This window comes from Micromonospora sp. DSM 43699 (assembly GCF_055517075.1).
On record NZ_JBTMMT010000106.1, the window covers coordinates 1 to 15249 of the forward strand.

The 15249-nt window shown below is 74.0% G+C and carries 10 protein-coding genes and 1 pseudogene; all 11 read right to left on the minus strand.

Annotated elements, in window-relative coordinates:
* Positions 1-163 (minus strand): annotated as a pseudogene (locus AC0AIB_RS29680) (sulfate adenylyltransferase subunit CysD); the annotation flags it as partial.
* Positions 160-1017, minus strand: coding sequence for a 3'(2'),5'-bisphosphate nucleotidase CysQ (locus AC0AIB_RS29685; RefSeq protein ID WP_328348007.1), 858 nt, complete (start codon positions 1015-1017; stop codon positions 160-162). The gene AC0AIB_RS29685 and the pseudogene AC0AIB_RS29680, both read right to left, overlap by 4 nt.
* A gap of 50 nt (positions 1018-1067) precedes the next feature.
* Positions 1068-1895: an ABC transporter permease gene (locus AC0AIB_RS29690; RefSeq protein WP_328348005.1), complete on the minus strand. Its 828-nt coding sequence runs from the start codon at positions 1893-1895 to the stop codon at positions 1068-1070.
* Positions 1892-3082, minus strand: coding sequence for an ABC transporter ATP-binding protein (locus AC0AIB_RS29695; protein WP_328348003.1), 1191 nt, complete (start codon positions 3080-3082; stop codon positions 1892-1894). Before AC0AIB_RS29695 ends, AC0AIB_RS29690 begins: the two co-directional genes overlap by 4 nt.
* Before the next feature lie 45 nt (positions 3083-3127).
* Positions 3128-4195 carry an extracellular catalytic domain type 1 short-chain-length polyhydroxyalkanoate depolymerase gene (locus tag AC0AIB_RS29700; RefSeq protein ID WP_328348001.1) on the minus strand — a complete coding sequence of 356 codons (1068 nt, stop codon included), beginning with the start codon at positions 4193-4195 and terminating at the stop codon, positions 3128-3130.
* Between the two features lie 172 nt (positions 4196-4367).
* Positions 4368-6179, minus strand: coding sequence for a hypothetical protein (locus tag AC0AIB_RS29705; protein WP_328347999.1), 1812 nt, complete (start codon positions 6177-6179; stop codon positions 4368-4370).
* 68 nt (positions 6180-6247) lie between these two features.
* A complete protein-coding gene (locus AC0AIB_RS29710) occupies positions 6248-7210 on the minus strand; it encodes a sulfotransferase domain-containing protein (protein WP_328347997.1) in 963 nt (320 codons plus the stop codon).
* Positions 7211-7236: 26 nt separating this feature from the next.
* Positions 7237-8061: an alpha/beta fold hydrolase gene (locus AC0AIB_RS29715; RefSeq protein WP_328348827.1), complete on the minus strand. Its 825-nt coding sequence runs from the start codon at positions 8059-8061 to the stop codon at positions 7237-7239.
* A gap of 2 nt (positions 8062-8063) precedes the next feature.
* Entirely contained in the window at positions 8064-8372 is a 309-nt protein-coding gene (locus tag AC0AIB_RS29720; protein ID WP_328347995.1) for an acyl carrier protein, read from the minus strand.
* Between the two features lie 59 nt (positions 8373-8431).
* Positions 8432-13513, minus strand: a complete 5082-nt coding sequence (locus tag AC0AIB_RS29725; protein ID WP_465097933.1) for a type I polyketide synthase — start codon at positions 13511-13513, stop codon at positions 8432-8434.
* Positions 13514-13565: 52 nt separating this feature from the next.
* A partial coding sequence (locus AC0AIB_RS29730) for an SDR family NAD(P)-dependent oxidoreductase (RefSeq protein ID WP_465097934.1) occupies positions 13566-15249 on the minus strand: 1684 nt, incomplete at its 5' end.

A 15249-nucleotide genomic window follows, 5' to 3' on the forward strand; every position in this document is an offset into this window, starting at 1 on the left:
ACGCCTTCTGCGCCAACCGCAACATCACGATCGAGTCCTTGCCACCGGAGAAGAGCAGGACCGGCCGCTCCATCTCGGCGACCACCTCACGCATCACGAAGATGCTCTCCGCCTCCAACTCGTCGAGCTGGGAGACCTGGTACGCAGCCGGTTCGCTGCTCATCGCGGGTCCTTTCCGGGGTGGGGGACGGGGGAGCCGGACGGGACCGCCGTGCCGGCCAGTTGCCGCCGCAGCGCGGCGAGCAGCGGTGCGGCCAGTTCGTCGCGGCAGACCAGCAGGTCCGGCAGGCGTGGATCCGCCTCGTTGTAGGTCAGCGGGGAGCCGTCGATGCGGGACGCGTGCAGCCCGGCGGCCGTGGCCACCGCGACCGGCGCGGCGGAGTCCCACTCGTACTGGCCGCCGGCGTGGATGTACGCGTCCACGTCACCGGTCACCACCGCCGCGATCTTCGCCCCCGCCGAGCCCATCGGCACCAGCTCGGCGCCCACCTCCTGCGCCAGTTCGGCCAGGAAGGCAGGGGGACGGCTGCGGCTGGCCGCCAGTCGGATCACCCCGCCGGGCGCGGCCGGCGGCGGGGCGGGGACGTCGGTGGCCAGCACCCGGTGCTGCGCCGGCAACCCGACCGCCCCGGCCACCAGCCCGTGCGGGGTCGCCGCGTCGCGCGCCCAGAGCGCCACGTGCACGGCCCAGTCGGTGCGCCCCTCCTCGGAGAACTCCCGGGTGCCGTCCAACGGGTCGATGATCCACACCCGGTCGGCGGTCCGCCGGGACACCCCGTCTCCGGTGTCGACCAGCCGGGAGCCCTCGTCCTCCTCGGACAGCACCGCGTCGGCCGGCCGCCACCGGGCCAGCTCGGCCCGCAGGAGGTCGTGCGACGCCCGGTCCCCGGCCGCCTTCAACGCGGCGGGATCGGCGTGGCCGTGGCTGGCGCGTACCCGCAGCAGCAGCTCTCCGGCGAGGCGGGCGAGCCGGCGGGCGAGCGCCGGGTCGGATTCGGCGGTGGTGGGGTCTGCCATGGCTACTCCTCGACCGGTCGGGGGCGGGGTCGGTGCAGGGGCGCGGGCGGTCACTGGATCGCCCGGCGGCCGAAACAGCGGACGCTGACCCAGGTGAGCACGACGGCCACCCCGGTCAGCACGGTCAGGCACACCCACGCCGGCAGGTGCGGTACGCCGGGCAGCAACGCCCCGCGCACCCCCTCCGAGACGTACGTCATCGGGTTGAGCGCGGTGACCGCCTGGTACCACGGCACCGACGACAGCCGGGGCCACGGGTAGTGGATGCAGCCGGTCCAGATGATCGGGGTGAGGATCACCGAGAAGGTGACGTTGATCCGCTGCACCGGCAGGGTGGTGGCCAGGCTCATCCCGATCGCCCCGCCGATCCACGCCCCGAGCAGCGCCACCACCATGGCCAGCGGCAACCCCGCCGGCCGCCACGGCGCGGAGCCGACCATCAGCGCCCCGAGCGGGTAGATCAGCACGGCCGCGAGCAACCCCCGGATGGTGGCGATCACCAGCTTGCCGATCGCGACGTACCCGGTCGGCAGCGGCGCCATCAGCCGGTCCTCGATCTCCATGGTGAAACCGAACTCCTTCACCAGCGGCAGGGCCACGCTCTGCAACGCGGTGGTGAGGGCGGCCAGCGCGATGATGCCGGGCAGGAAGACGTCGGCGAAGCCCCGCCCGACGAGGCCCTGGCTGCCGAGGACGGTGTCGAAGACGAAGAGCATGAACAGCGGGGTCAGCCCGACCTGCACCAGGATGATCCAGAGTTCCCGGCCGGTGACCATCAGGTCGCGGCGCAGCACCGCGGCGAACACCCGCCCGGTCCCGGGGCGGGGGCGCGGCGCGGTCGTCGTACGCTGCGGGGTCGGGGTGTCGAGAGCGGTCACCGCGGTTGCCTTCCGGTGAGTTCGATGAAGACGTCCTCCAGGCTGGGTTCGCCGATGTCGACCGCGTTGATCGCCGCCGACCGGGCGGCGAGCACTGTCACCGCCGGGCCGAGCATGATGGCGGGATCGCCTGCCAGGTGCAGCCGGATGCGCAGCCGGCCGCGACCGCCGTTGCCCGCCGCGCCGCCGCCACGCCCGAGCAGTCCCGCGCCGGCCAGCGCGGCCAGCCGGCCGGCACCGGCGCGTCCACCGCCGGCCCCGGCGGCGAGCGCGGCCAGCATCCCGGCGCCGCCTGCCCCGCCGCCGCCCGCCCCGACACCGGCCAGCCCGGCCCCGCCGCCACCGGGTCGCCACCCGGCCGGCACGGTCGGCGCCGCCAACCGCTCCGCCTTGCGTACGCCGGTCAGCTCGCCGAGGGCGGCGCAGAGCGCGTCGGGGTCGTCCCCGCCGGCCGGGGTGACCGTGAGGTCGAGCAGCGCGTCCCCGGCCAGGCCCCGGACCAGGTTGGTAGGGGTGTCGAGGGTGAGCAGCCGACCGTGGTCGACGATGCCGACCCGGTCGACCACCCGGGCCGCCTCGTTCATCGCGTGGGTGGTCAGCACGATCGCCACCCCCCGTTGGCGCAGCTCACGGAGCTGCCCCCAGATCAGCAGGCGGGTCTGCGGGTCGAGGGCGTTGGTCGGCTCGTCGAGGAAGAGCACCGCGGGCTCGTGGGCCAGCGCGCGGGCGATCATCAACCGTTGCGCCATCCCGCCCGAGTACGCCTCGATCCGCCGGTCCGCCCGGTCGGTGAGGCCGAACCGTTCCAGCAGCTCCGCGGCGCGGGCCTGTGCCTCCCGTCGTCGTACCCCGTGGTAGGTGGCGTGGTAGACCAGGTTCTGCCGGGGGGTCAGCGCCCGGTCGAGGTTGTTGTGCTGGGGCACCACGGCCAGTTGGGCGCGGGCGGCGGCCGGGTCCCGGCCCACGTCGACCCCGCCGACCAGGGCTCGGCCGCCGGTGGCCCGCAGCCGGGTGGTCAGGATGCCGACGGTGGTGGACTTGCCGGCCCCGTTCGGCCCGAACAGTCCGAAGATCTCGCCCGGCGCGACGGTGAACGACAGCCCGTCGACCGCGTTGGTGTCGGTGCGGGGGTAGCGCTTGACGAGGTCGTGGACCTCGACCACTGCCGGCCCGTCTCTGCTGGGCATCTCAACTCCTGTCCTGGGGGTGCGGGTGCCGGCGGCCGGCGACGGTCAGCCGCCGCTGGGCTTGGGGTGGGCGGCGAAGAACCGCCAGATGGTGTCGGTGGCGTTCAGCGCGGTGGAGGGCGGATCGAGGTCGAGCAGCTTCTCCGCCCGGGGCGGGTTGGGCCGGCCGCCGGGCCACTGGTGTCCGGCGTCGGCGACGGTGATCAGCTCGACGGCGCGGCCCTGGGCGCAGCTCGCCGTCGCCCGGGTGACCGGCCCGTCGGTGGTCACCTTCGGTGCGCCGCAGGAGTCGACGGTCCGCCACCGGGCGGCGAGCTCGGGGGTGGGCGGGCCGTCGATCTTCACCGGATTGCGCCCGGTGCCGCCGTTGTCCCGGCGGCCGGGGCCGCCGCCGTACGGCATGGTCTGGTCCTGTCGACCGTGGATGTGCAGCACCGAGACCGGTTTCGGGTCGGGGCACTGCCCGGTCAGGGTGCTCGCCACCGCACCGATCGCGGCGAAGGTCGTCGTGTCGCAGACCAGCTTGTACGCCAGCAGCCCGCCGTTGGAGATCCCGGTGACGTACCGGCGGGCCGGGTCGACCGGCAGCTCCCGGCCGACGGTGGCGACCAGTTCGGTGACGAAGGCGACGTCGTCGACGCCGTCCCGGGCAGGTGCCCCGCAGCACTGCGGGCCGACCGCCCAGGCCCGGTTCAGCCCGTCCGGGAACAGCACCAGGAAGCCGTCCCGGTCGGCCTGGCCCGTCCAGCCGTACGCCTGCTCGGCCTGCTCGCCGGTGCCGGCCGCGCCATGCAGCATCACCACCAGCGGGACGGGCCCGCTGAGGTCGGCCGAGGCGGGCCGGTAGAGCCGGTAGCTGCGTTCCCGACCGTCCACCGTGACGGTGTGCGTGGAGCTGCCGACGGGGATGTCGGGTGCCGGCCGCGCCCCGCCGCTGGCGGGGGTGCTGGCCGCCGGACCGGACCCGTCCCCGTCGGGCGCGGATTCCCGGCGGTCGGGACTGCACCCGGCGGCGGTGGTCAGGGCGACGAGCAGCGTGAGCGTCCCGGCGAGCCGGGCGGCCGACCGGCAGCGGTTCCGCCCGACTTCAGAGTGGAAAACGGTAAAAGGCATCATAACTAGTACTTTCGCCGGGGAATGTTCGAGCAACGTCAGGGACACACCAGGATTCGGCAAACGGGCACGGACCGTCCGGTCCCCGGCCCTCCGGCGGGGGACAGCCCGCCCGACGGGAGTGGGGTGCCGGCCCGGCGACGACGCTGTCACCGGGCCGGTGCCCCCGATCTCAGTAGCCCCGGAGCCGGATCAGTTCCCAACCACCCTCGGGGACGTCGTCGGTCGGGTCGGCCCGCAGGTTCATCGGGTTCGCCATCCCCAGGTAGAGGGTGGGACCGTCGGCGACCATGTTGCGGATTCCGTAGTTCAGGTAGTTGCCCAGCCCGGTCTTGTCGACAGTCGTCGCCGCCTTCGTCGGTGACGGGAAGGCGTACAGGTCACCGCCGTAGACCGCCTCGGGCAGGGCACTGGCCCGCAGCCCGGCCGCCGCCATCGGGGCCTCGGCCAGATCGTCCGCCAGCTCCGGCGACAGGCCCAGCTCGGCGGCGGTCTCCTTGCCCAGCTCCTTGGCCAGGTAACTCCAGTCCATCGTGCCGACGTACAGCTTCCCGCCGGCGACCACCATCTTCCAGGTGTAGTTGTTGTACGGGTTGCCGAAACCGGCCGGCCCGAACTTCGGCGTCTGGTGCGTCGACTGCAACGCCCAGGCCCCGGCCCCACCGTTGGCCGCCGGGTCGTACGCGGGCAGTTCCGTCGAGCCGTAGAGCAGGTCGACCTTCTGGAACTGGGAGCCGAAGTTGCGGCCCCGGTAGATGCTGATCGACCGCTGGGTGTTCTGGATGGTGGCCTGCGCCGCCGCCTCGTCCGCAGGAGGGTACGTCGCCATGTGCACAGTGGTCGCCTTCATCGGCACGTGCATCGTGCCCCAGTAGAGGAAGCCGCCGTAGGAGGCCAGGCCGCCCAGGGCGTACGCCCGGGCCACCACCGGGTCCGGCTCGTACGCCGACACGTTCCACACCTGCTGCCAGCCGTCGGCGTCCTCGGGGTTGAGCCCCGGAGCACCCGACGCGAGCAGCGGGCTCATCCAGACCGCGGCGATGCTCGGCGGCGGGGGCGCGGAACCGGCGGTCGGACCGGCCAGCTCGGCGTCCGAACCCGGCCAGGTGGTGACGAAGAGCCGCCCCTGGTGGACGGTGAGATCGGCGGCCTGCGCCGGCAGGTTCGCCACCACCGTGAACGCGAACGGGTCGGACTTGCTGCCCGTCCAGCGCAGCACGTTGCCGCGCTCACCGCCGTTGGCGCCGACGCCCACCCCGGCGTACAGCGCGTCACCGGCCACCGTGAAGTGCCTGATGTTGCCGTACATGGGGAAGTTGCGCGAGCCGAGGAACGCGCCGGTGTCGGTGTCGAACGCGAACAGGTTGACGCTGGTGCCCAGCGCCGGGCCGCCCAGCAGCGCCACCCCGTTGAAGTTGCCCGCCGCCCGGATGCCGGCCGTGGTCTGCAACCGGTTGGCGTCGTCGGTGGAGGCCGCCTTCACCAGGTCGGTCTTCTCGGTCAGCTTGTTGGCCCGGGTGTCGTAGGTGTAGAGGCGCGGCTGACGGTGGTCACCGAGGATGGCCGGCAACTGCGGGTTGCGCTTGGCGACCTGGCTCTCGCCGTACTCGCAGACCCAGTCGTCGTTCACCGTCGGCGTGGTGTTGCGCAGGGCCCGTCCGCTGGTCAGACAGTTGACGTTGGCTCCGGTGCCGAACCACAGCGTCTTGCCGACCCGGGTCATCCCCCACAGGTACGCCTGGTTCACCTTGGTCTTGCCCTCGGCGCACGGCGGGCCGGCCGGGTACGGCAACCCGATCCCGGCGAAGCACTCGTCCGGCTGGGCCTTGGCGAGCAGCTGCGGGCTGCTCTGGTGCGTGCCGGCCGCGTCGGCGGCGTCCAACGGCGCGCTGAGCGCCGCCGAAGGAGCCACCAGCACGGGCCCGAGTCCGAGCACGGCGACGACGGTCATCAACCGTCGCGCGGAGATCCGGAGTGGATTCAACTGTCTCTCTTTCTAGGGAAGGGGGACACCCGCCCCGGTTTCGGGCGGGAGGGACACACAGGGACCGCTCAGACGGCGGCGGGCAGCTTCCGGGGCGCCGGGGCGACCACCCGTGACGCCATCCGCTCGGCCCATCCGGACGGGTCGGGGAAGTCCAGGAACCGGCCGAGGCCGGTCAGCTCGGCGACCGGGTCGGCGACCAGGTCCTCGTACGACATCCGCAGCAGGTGCTCCGGGGGCACGTCCCGCAGCGCCTGGTCGGCCTGGCTGCTCATGAACGCGCACAGTCCGAGGTAGCGGCGCAGGTCCTGGCCGCGCTCGCGCAACGCGTCGGCGGTCAGCCGGTCCGGCAGGTACGGCTGGAGGTCCTCCGGCACCGACTGGTCGGCACCGACCCGGAACGGGTCCAGGCCGCACCGGCCGAGGAACTCCACCCGCAACTGGATGAGCTGGAACGACGAGTGCCGGCTCATCGACCGGGCGGTGTCCTCCCAGTTGCGGGTCAGGTAGACGACCTTGCAGTCCGGGAAGCCCCGCAGCAGGTAGGGCGCGACGTGGCTGGAGCCGCCGGAGCGTTCCACCCACCGGGTCTTGCCGGTGAGCACGGCGAGCAGGTCCAGGAAGTCGTGGTGGTGCTGGGCCACCGTCTGGGTGCGGAACTGCGGCACCCGTGCGGCGAGCTGGTCGAACAACGCGTCCGGGTCGGCGGTGAGCTTGGACAGGGTGATCGCCAGGATCCGGGGCAGCTCGGTCAGCCGGTCGGCCCACCTGCCGGTCGCCGGGTAGCGCACCTCCTTCGGCGGCAACCCGATCCGGAACAGCGTGGACAGCTCCGCCTTGGGGCTGGCCAGCACCGCCCAGTACTCGTCGCCGGTGAGCACCTCGGCGCTGCGTGCCCACGGCGCCACCGACATGAAGAACTCCTGGGCCGACAGGGTGTCCGGCTCCTCGTGGATCAGGTCGGACAGCAGCGTGGAGCCGCACCGACCGTTGCTGATGATGATCGACCGGCCGGTGATCGGGGTGTCCATCGGAAGACCTCCTGCGTGTCGCGTCGTCATGCGGTGGTGGGTTGGGCCACGTCGAGCGAGCAGTCCTCGGCGAGCCAGGCGAAGACCAGCCGGCGGATCTCCTCCGGTCGGTCGATCAGCACCGTGTGCTTCTGGTCGGGCAGCACCGCGACCCGGGTCTGCGGCAGCAGTCCGCGTACCGCCGGGGCCAGTTCCACCACCGCCGAGTCGCCGCCGTAGAGGCAGAGCACCGGGCAGCCGATCGCGGCCAGCGCCCCGGCCGTCGGCAGCGGGCTCGCCGGCAACTCCTGCGCCAGGCTGGTGTCGGTGAGCATCCGCTGCGTCTCGGCGGCCCGTTGGGCGGCGACCCGGCCGCGCCGGGCCCCGATCTCGGTGACCGCCCCGGCCCGGGGCAGCCGGGCGGCGACCCGGGCGAGCCGCTCGCGGACCCGGCGCATCCACTCCGGCGTCGGCGGCGCGGACTCCACGGTCACGATGCCGGCCACCCGGTCGGGGTGCCGGGCGGCGTAACCGAACGCGATGGTCCCGCCGAACGAGTTGCCGAGCAGCAGCAGGGGACCGGTGACGTCCAGGGCGGTCAGCAGCGCCGCCAGGTCGTCGACGAAGTCGTCCAGGGCGTACCCGGTGGCGGGACGCTCACTACGCCCGTGGCCGCGCAGGTCGTACAGGACGGTCGGGAAACCGGCCCGGGACAGCGGATCGGCCAGGGTGAAGTACCAGCTCGCCATGGTGTCCGAGGCCATCCCGTGGATCAGCACGGCGGTCGGCGTCGGCCCGGTCCGGCCGTCGGCGGCCGGACCGGGGGGATCGAGCCGCTGCGTGTGCAGGGTGATCCCGTTCGCCCGGACCATGCTCACCGGCTGCCCGCCCCGACCTCGTCGGCCTGCCCCAACGACTCGGCGATGTGCGCGACGAGCTGCCCCACCTTCAACTCCCGGACGGTGTCCAGGTCCAGCTTGGCGACGAAGTGGGCGAAGTTGACCGTGTCGCCGTAGCGGGCCTGGAGCCGGCCGGCGAGCGCGACGACGTCGATGCTCTCCATCCCCAGGTCGTCGGAGAAGGTGGTGTCCATCGTGACCGTCTGGTCGTCCGCGAAGTCGCCCAGCACGGTGTCGATCATCTCGGTGAGTTCGGCGAGGATGGTGTCCTGGGCCGCGGGCATGGTCGTTGCTCCTTCTGCTTGTCGAACGGGATGGACTGCGGTGTGCACCGGGTGCCGCTTCACGGTCGGGACACCCCGGGCGGGGTGGCGGGCGCCGGTTCCGGCCCCCAGGTCCAGGCGACGACGTACCGGCGTGGCGGCAGGTCCTCGGGGTTGGCCACGTCCCGGATGCCGACCCGGTACGCCCGCCCACCGATCTGGACGGTCAGCCCGGCGTCGGTGGCCGAGTAGACCCGGAACCGGCGCGGCGAACCGTCGAGCCCGGTGCCCTCGGCCTTGGCGACCGCCTCCTTGGCCGCCCAGAACCGGGTGAACCACAACCGTCGGGCCTCGGCGTCCGCGCCGGCCAGGGAGGCCAACAGGGTCAGCTCGGCCGGGGTGAGGGCGAAGGTGAAGGTGCTCTCCGGGTGGTCGGTGACCTCCGCGACGTCGATGCCGACACCGGGCCCCCCGGGCACCGCGTCGGGTGCCCGTCGCCGGGCGACCGCCACCCCGATCTCCGCGCAGTGCGCCAGCGAGACGTCGCAGTCGCCGAGGCCACGGCCGGGTCGCCCGCGCACCCACGGCCGGCCGTCCGGGTCGTTGCCGACGGTCAGCTCGATCGGGTAGATGTCGGTGTGGCCGTCCTCCCACAGCCGGGCGCGTACCGCGTCCTTGGCCGCGATCCGGCCCAGCATCCACTGCTTGCGGTTCTTCGCCGGGTGCCGCTCGTACTCGGCGTAGCCGGCGCCGCCGAGGATGCCCCGGGCCGCCATCCCCCGGGTGACCAGGTCGGTCCAGCAGTCGAACGCCATCGTCCAGCCCTCGGGCTGCAACAGCGACATCGGGTGCCGCTCGGGGAACCGTTCCGCCACCCGGGCCTGCGGGTGACTGTCGAACCGGCGGTCCACCGCCCCCTCGATCTCCGACCACACCCGACCCTGGTAGCTGAGCTGGGTGTCGGCGACGAGCTTGCCGTCGTCGATGGCGCGGACCCGGGCCACGCACTCGAACGCCCGGCCGGCCGGTGGGGGCGGCCCGTAGAACCGCACCTGGCCGAGCCCCACCGGCAACGCGACGGTCCGGAACGGCTGGGTGGTGATCAGCCAGTTGCCGATGAGCTGGAGCGCGTTGTCCAGCAGCGCCCCGGGCGGCACCGGGGCGGTGACCACGCCCCGGACGTGCATGTCGCCCAGCGCGTGCACGTCGGTCACGCCCTGGAACTGCGGACCGTGGAACATCAACCGCTCCGCGTACATCTCGGCGGCGCCGAGGGTGGGCGGTCGTTCGGTGGCCGGGTCGTGGGTCCAGACCGGCGGCGGCGCCGGGTACGCCGTGCCGACCTCGATGGTCGCCCGCGCGTACCCGGCGAAGGCGACCGCGTACCGGTTCGGGCCGGCGGTCCGGACCACGATCTCCACGTCGGTGGCCGGCTCGGCGATCAGCCACCTGTTGAACTTGGCGTCGTGCACGGCCACCACCGGAACGCCGGGCACCAACTGCTCGACCGCCTCCATCATGTGCGCGACCAGGGCGGTCGCCGGCACCACCGGCCACCGGTCCTCCGGGTCCGGCCAGTCGTCGGGCTGCACGAAGAAGCAGTGGTCCAGCAGGTACGGCATGGTCTCCAGGGAGATCCGCCTGGTGATCCGCCCGATCTCCGCACCGACCCCGGCGACGACCCCCGGGCGGGTCGGGGCAGCCGGTGTCGCCGGCAGCGTCCCCACCGGCGCAGCGGGTGCCGCGCCGGCCGGTGCGGCGGACGGTTTCCCGGCGGCCGCGACGGATGGCCCGGCGGCGGGGGCGGTAGCCGGGCCGGGCCGGGACGGCGTGGTGGTGCCGTTGCCGCCGGTCGTCGGCAGCAGACCGACCGGGCCCCGGGCGTTCTCCCGGAGCAGGGCGGCGAACTCGGCCGCTGCGCTGGACTCGCCCGCGAGCCGGTGCAGCGCGTCCAGCGCGGTGGCCGGCGCTGCGGCGGGCGGTGCCTCGTCGCTCCGCCCACCGGGCCGTCCGGCCGGCTGCGCGACCGGGACCGCCTGCGCGACCGGGACCGGCTGCGCGACCGGGACCGGCTGCGCGGCGGGTGGCGACGCGGCGGGTGGCGGCGTGGCCACCGGTCGGGCGACCGAGGGTGGTACGGCGACCGGCGTCGGTGCGGCCGGTCGGGTCGATGCGCCGTTCCGACCGGTGGTGCCGTTCCGACCGGTGGTGCCGTGGTCCGGCCCGGCGACGAGCGGTCGGCCGCTGCCGTTCCCGGCGACCGGCGTCGACCCGTTCGTCGACCCGTTCGCCTGCGCGGTCACGCCGAGCAGGCCGGCGGCGTCCGCACCGAGGCGGACCAGCGGCCCGCCGAGGTCGAGCTTCATCCGGGGGCCACGCCGACCGGTGCCACCGGCGGACTTCGCCGGCCCGGCGGCGGTGGCGGACTTCGCCGGCCCGGCGGCGGTGGCGGACTTCGCCGGCCCGGCGGCGGTGGCCGTCGCCGGAGCCGGGCCGCCGGTCGCGGCCACCGACGGGGTACGGCCCACAGTGCCCAGCGCCGACAGGTCCGGGGTACCGCCCTCCACCCACAGTGCGGTGGCGACCCGACGCAGCTGGTTGAGCCCGCTGCGGTGCGCGGTGTTCACCGGCATCGCGAGGTGGTCACGCCCGCGCAGGTTGTCGCCGATCAGCGAGGCGAGCTGCCCGGCACCGACCTGGAGGAACACCCGGAACCCGGCGGCGTACATCGCCTCGACGGTCTGCCGGAACCAGACCGGCTCCATCATGTGCCGCACGAAGATCCGGTTGACCTCCTCCTCGTCGGCGGGGAACGGGGCGTGCAGGGTCGCCGACCACACCGGCATCCGGGTCGGGTGCACCTCCCACCGGCCCAGGGCGGCGCCGATCGAGGTGAGCCCGTCGGCGAAGGCGGGGGTGTGGAACGCCGACCGGAACGGCAGCTTCTGGCACAGCACGTTGCGGGTACGCAGCGCCTCGACCAACCGGTCGACCTGCGGCTCCGGGCCGTTGACCACCGACTGCGCCGGGGCGTTGTCGTGCGAGAGGACCACCCCTGGGTAGTCGCCGAGCAGCGGGGTGACCAGATCGGCGCCGGCCCCGACGGCCGCGAAGACGTACCCGGAGACCTCCACCGAGTCGGCGTTGAACAGGGCCAGGAACTCGTCCATCGCAGCGGTGCTGATCTGACCGCTGACCGCGGCGGCGGTCCACTCGCCGATGCTGTGCCCGGCGACCGCGTCGGGTCGTACCCGGATCCGGGCCAGCGCCTCGTCGAGCAGCTTGCCCACCTCGATCAGGCCGGCACCGTGCCGGCCCAGGTCGGCGGCGGACCACTCGCGGTCCGGCAGGCCGAAGTGGGCGGCCAGGTCGGTGGTGCGCGGGGCGAACTCCGCCTCCAGGCCGGGGAAGACGAAGGCGAGCTTGCCCGCGCCCGCACCGAGCAGCGGGCGGGGGCTGAACCAGATGTCGCGCCCACCCCGCCACGCCTGCCCCCGGGCCACCGTCTTGCGGGCCACCGCGAGCAGCTTGTCCGTCGGGTTGACGATGCCCAGCCGGGCCGACCCCGGGGTGTCACCGCCGGAGCGGGCGGCCAGCTCGACGCCGAGCCGGCGTACCTCGTGGTCGTCGCGGGCCAGCAGGTCGGCGAGCCCGGCCGGGTCCGGCGCGGCCAGCCAGAGCACCTGGTCCGGCTCGTCGACCACGGCGCGACCGGCGGCCGGGGCGGTCGGCGCCACCACCGGCTCGCCCACCGACATGGGGGCCTGCTCGATGATCAGGTGGGCGTTGATCCCGCCGAAGCCGAACGCGTTGACCCCGGCGCGGCGGGGTCCGTCGCTCTCCCACGGCCGGGCGGTGTCGATCGGCGCGAACCGGGTCGCCGCCATCTCCTTGCGGGGTGTCTCGCAGTGCAGGGTGGGCGGGAGCACCCCCCGGTGCACCGCGAGCGCGGCCTTGATCAGACCGGCGACCCCGGCGGCCGGCATGGTGTGCCCGATCATCGACTTCACCGACCCGATCACCGGCCGGGGGCCACCGGTGTACGGGCCGAACACCTCGGCCACCGTGGTCAGCTCGGCGGCGTCCCCGGTCGGGGTGCCGGTGCCGTGCGCCTCCAGCAGCCCCAGCGCGTCCGGTGCGGTCGGGTCGAGTCCGGCGGACTCCCAGGCCCGCCTGATCGCGAGCACCTGACCGGAGACCGCCGGGTTGAACATGCTGGCGGACTTGCCGTCGCTGGACACCCCGCTGCCCCGGATCACCGCGTAGACCCGGTCACCGTCGCGGACCGCGTCGGCGTACCGCTTGAGCACCACCACGCCGGTGCCCTCGCCGATCAGCAGCCCGTCGGCGGCGGCGTCGAACGGCCGGATCTCACCCTGCCGGGACAGCGCCCGGAGCTGGTTGAACACCGACCAGAAGCTGATGTCGTGCACGTGGTGCACGCCCCCGGCGAGCACCGCGTCCAGCCGCCCGCTGACCAGCTCGGTGATGCCCTGGTCGACGGCGATCAGTGAGGAGGCGCAGGCGGCGTCGATGGTGTACGCCGGGCCGCGCAGGTCGAGCCGGTTGGCCACCCGGGAAGCGGCCAGGTTCGGCACCAGGCCGATCGTGCCCTCCGGCTGGTACGGCCCGAGCCGCTCGTCGAACTTCTTACGCAGCAGCTCCAACCGGGCCGGGTCGACGTCGGGGATCAGCTCCCGCAGGATGCTGACGACCTGGCTGGACATCCGCACCCGCTGGGCGTAGCGGGCCTGGGCGGGGCTGAGGATGCCGCCCCGGCCGAGGATGACGCCGATCCGGTCCCGGGCCGGCAGCCGGTCGCCGCCGCCCGCGTCGTCGATCGCCGCGGCGGCCACCTCCAACGTGATGAGCTGGTCCGGTTCGATGTCGCCGACGGAGGCGGGCATCACCCCGAAGCGCAGCGGCTCGAAGGTGGCGTACTCATCGACGAATCCGCCGCGCCGGCAGTACATCCGGTCGGCCCGGTGGGACTGCTCCGGGTCGTAGAACTCCTCGTCCCAGCGGTGCGGGGGGACGTCGGTGATCGCGTCGACCCCGCCGATCAGGTTGCGCCAGTAACTTTCCAGGTCACCGGCGGAGGGCATCAGGGCGGCCATCCCGACGATCGCGATCTGGCCGGGCGCAGGGGCGCCGTTGTTCATCGGTTCCTCCGACGGGTGGGGCGGGTGGGGGCGGGACGGCACATCGACGCCCTCACCACCCGGAGGCGGTGTAGACGACCGAGGTGACCGAAGCGTCGGCCCAGGCCAGCTCGCGCAGCAGGGCCAGCGCGCCCTCCTCAGGGTCGATCAGGCCGATGCCGCGCCGGGCGTACTCCCGGCTCAGCTCGGCGGTGACCATGCCGCCGTGGCCGACGCCCGGGGCCCACGGTCCCCAGTGCACGGTCAGGCAGCGCACCCCGGTCCGGGCCGCGTAGCGGGTGCCGATGGCGTCCAGGGCGTCGTTGGCCGCCGCGTAGTCGGCCTGTCCCCGGTTGCCGTAGGCGGCGGCGATGCTGCCGAAGAAGACCACGAAGCGCGGCGCGGTGGGCAGCGCGTCGAGGCCGGCCAGCAGCCCACGCGCGCCGTCGACCTTGGTGTCGAAGACCCGGGTGAACGACGCCGGGTCCTTCTCGGCGATCAGCTTGTCCTCGATGATGCCCGCCGCGTAGACCACCCCGTCCAGCCGGCCGTGCTCGGCGTGGATGTCGGCCAGCAACCGCCGGGTCGCCGCTTCGTCCCGGACGTCCAGGGTGTGGTAGCGGACCTCGCCGCCCAGCTCGGTCAGCTCGGCGATGGTCGCGCTCACCTCCCGGGCCGCCAGGATGGCCTGCGCGGTCCGGGAGATCTCGGCCGGCGAGGACGCCCCGCGCCGGGCCAGCACCCCGACCAGCGCGGCCCGGTCTCCGGCGGCAGCCAGCTCCGCGTCCTCCGGGCCGGCCGGCAGCGGGGTACGGCCGACCAGCTCGATGCGGCAGCCGGTGGCCGAGGCGAGCGCCCGGGCGAACCACGGGGTGATGCCCCGCGCCCCACCGATCAGCACCACCACCGAGTCGCGTTCCAGGCCGATCGCGGCGGCCTCGGACACCCCGTCACCTGCCGGACCGGCACCCCCGGCGGCCAGCGCGCCCAGCTCGACCGGGATCAGGTCGGCGACGTACCGGTCGGCACCACGCCGGGCGACCACCGGGGCGTCGGAGGCGGTGAGCAGTTCGTCGAGCAGCTGCCGGGCGAGGACGTCCGGCGTCGCCGCCGGATCCACCGCCACGAAACGGGCGGTCAGGCCCGGGTACTCGCGGGCGATCGTACGGAACAGGCCGGGCATGCCGTCGGCCGCTCCGGTGACGTCCTGCGCCCCGGCGGCGAGCAACCAGCGCGGCCCGGCGGCCAGGGCCCGTTGCAACAGCGGGAACACGTCGGGCAGCAACGGCTCGTCGAGGTTGGTCAGCCCGTCGAGCACCAGCACACCGTCGAATCCCTGGTCGGCCTGCTCGCTGTCGAGCACCCCGAGCTGGCCGCCGGCACCGTGCGCGCCGAGCAGTTCGGCCAGGTACGCCCCGACCGGGCCGCCCCCGGTGATCAGGAACCGCAGTCCGGCGAGGACTGTCGCCGGGGTGCTCTGCCCGGCGTCGACGCTCTCCCGGGCGACCAGCCGCTTCGGCGCGATCCCCACCCCGACCCCGGCGGGTGCGGCGGTGACGGGCGCGGCTGGCGCGGCGGTGACGGCGGCCGGCGTGGCGACGGCCGGGGTGGCGGCCACCGTCGTGGTCAGGGTGGCGGTGACCGTGGTGCTCATCTTCTGGTCGAGCCAGGTGACCATGGCGCGGACGGTGCGGGCTTTGACGAGGTCTTCGAGTTCGCTTTCGTCGCCTTCGACGGAGAGGGAGAGGCGTTGGGCG

Excerpts from the sequence above, each read along its gene's own strand:
- AC0AIB_RS29725 (WP_465097933.1), bottom strand. The coding sequence starts at position 13,513 with ATGAACAACGGCGCCCCTGCGCCCGGCCAGATCGCGATCGTCGGGATG.
- AC0AIB_RS29685 (WP_328348007.1), bottom strand. The coding sequence starts at position 1,017 with ATGGCAGACCCCACCACCGCCGAATCCGACCCGGCGCTCGCCCGCCGG.
- AC0AIB_RS29715 (WP_328348827.1), bottom strand. The coding sequence starts at position 8,061 with ATGGTCCGGGCGAACGGGATCACCCTGCACACGCAGCGGCTCGATCCC.
- AC0AIB_RS29695 (WP_328348003.1), bottom strand. The coding sequence starts at position 3,082 with ATGCCCAGCAGAGACGGGCCGGCAGTGGTCGAGGTCCACGACCTCGTC.
- AC0AIB_RS29710 (WP_328347997.1), bottom strand. The coding sequence starts at position 7,210 with ATGGACACCCCGATCACCGGCCGGTCGATCATCATCAGCAACGGTCGG.
- AC0AIB_RS29700 (WP_328348001.1), bottom strand. The coding sequence starts at position 4,195 with ATGCCTTTTACCGTTTTCCACTCTGAAGTCGGGCGGAACCGCTGCCGG.
- AC0AIB_RS29720 (WP_328347995.1), bottom strand. The coding sequence starts at position 8,372 with ATGCCCGCGGCCCAGGACACCATCCTCGCCGAACTCACCGAGATGATC.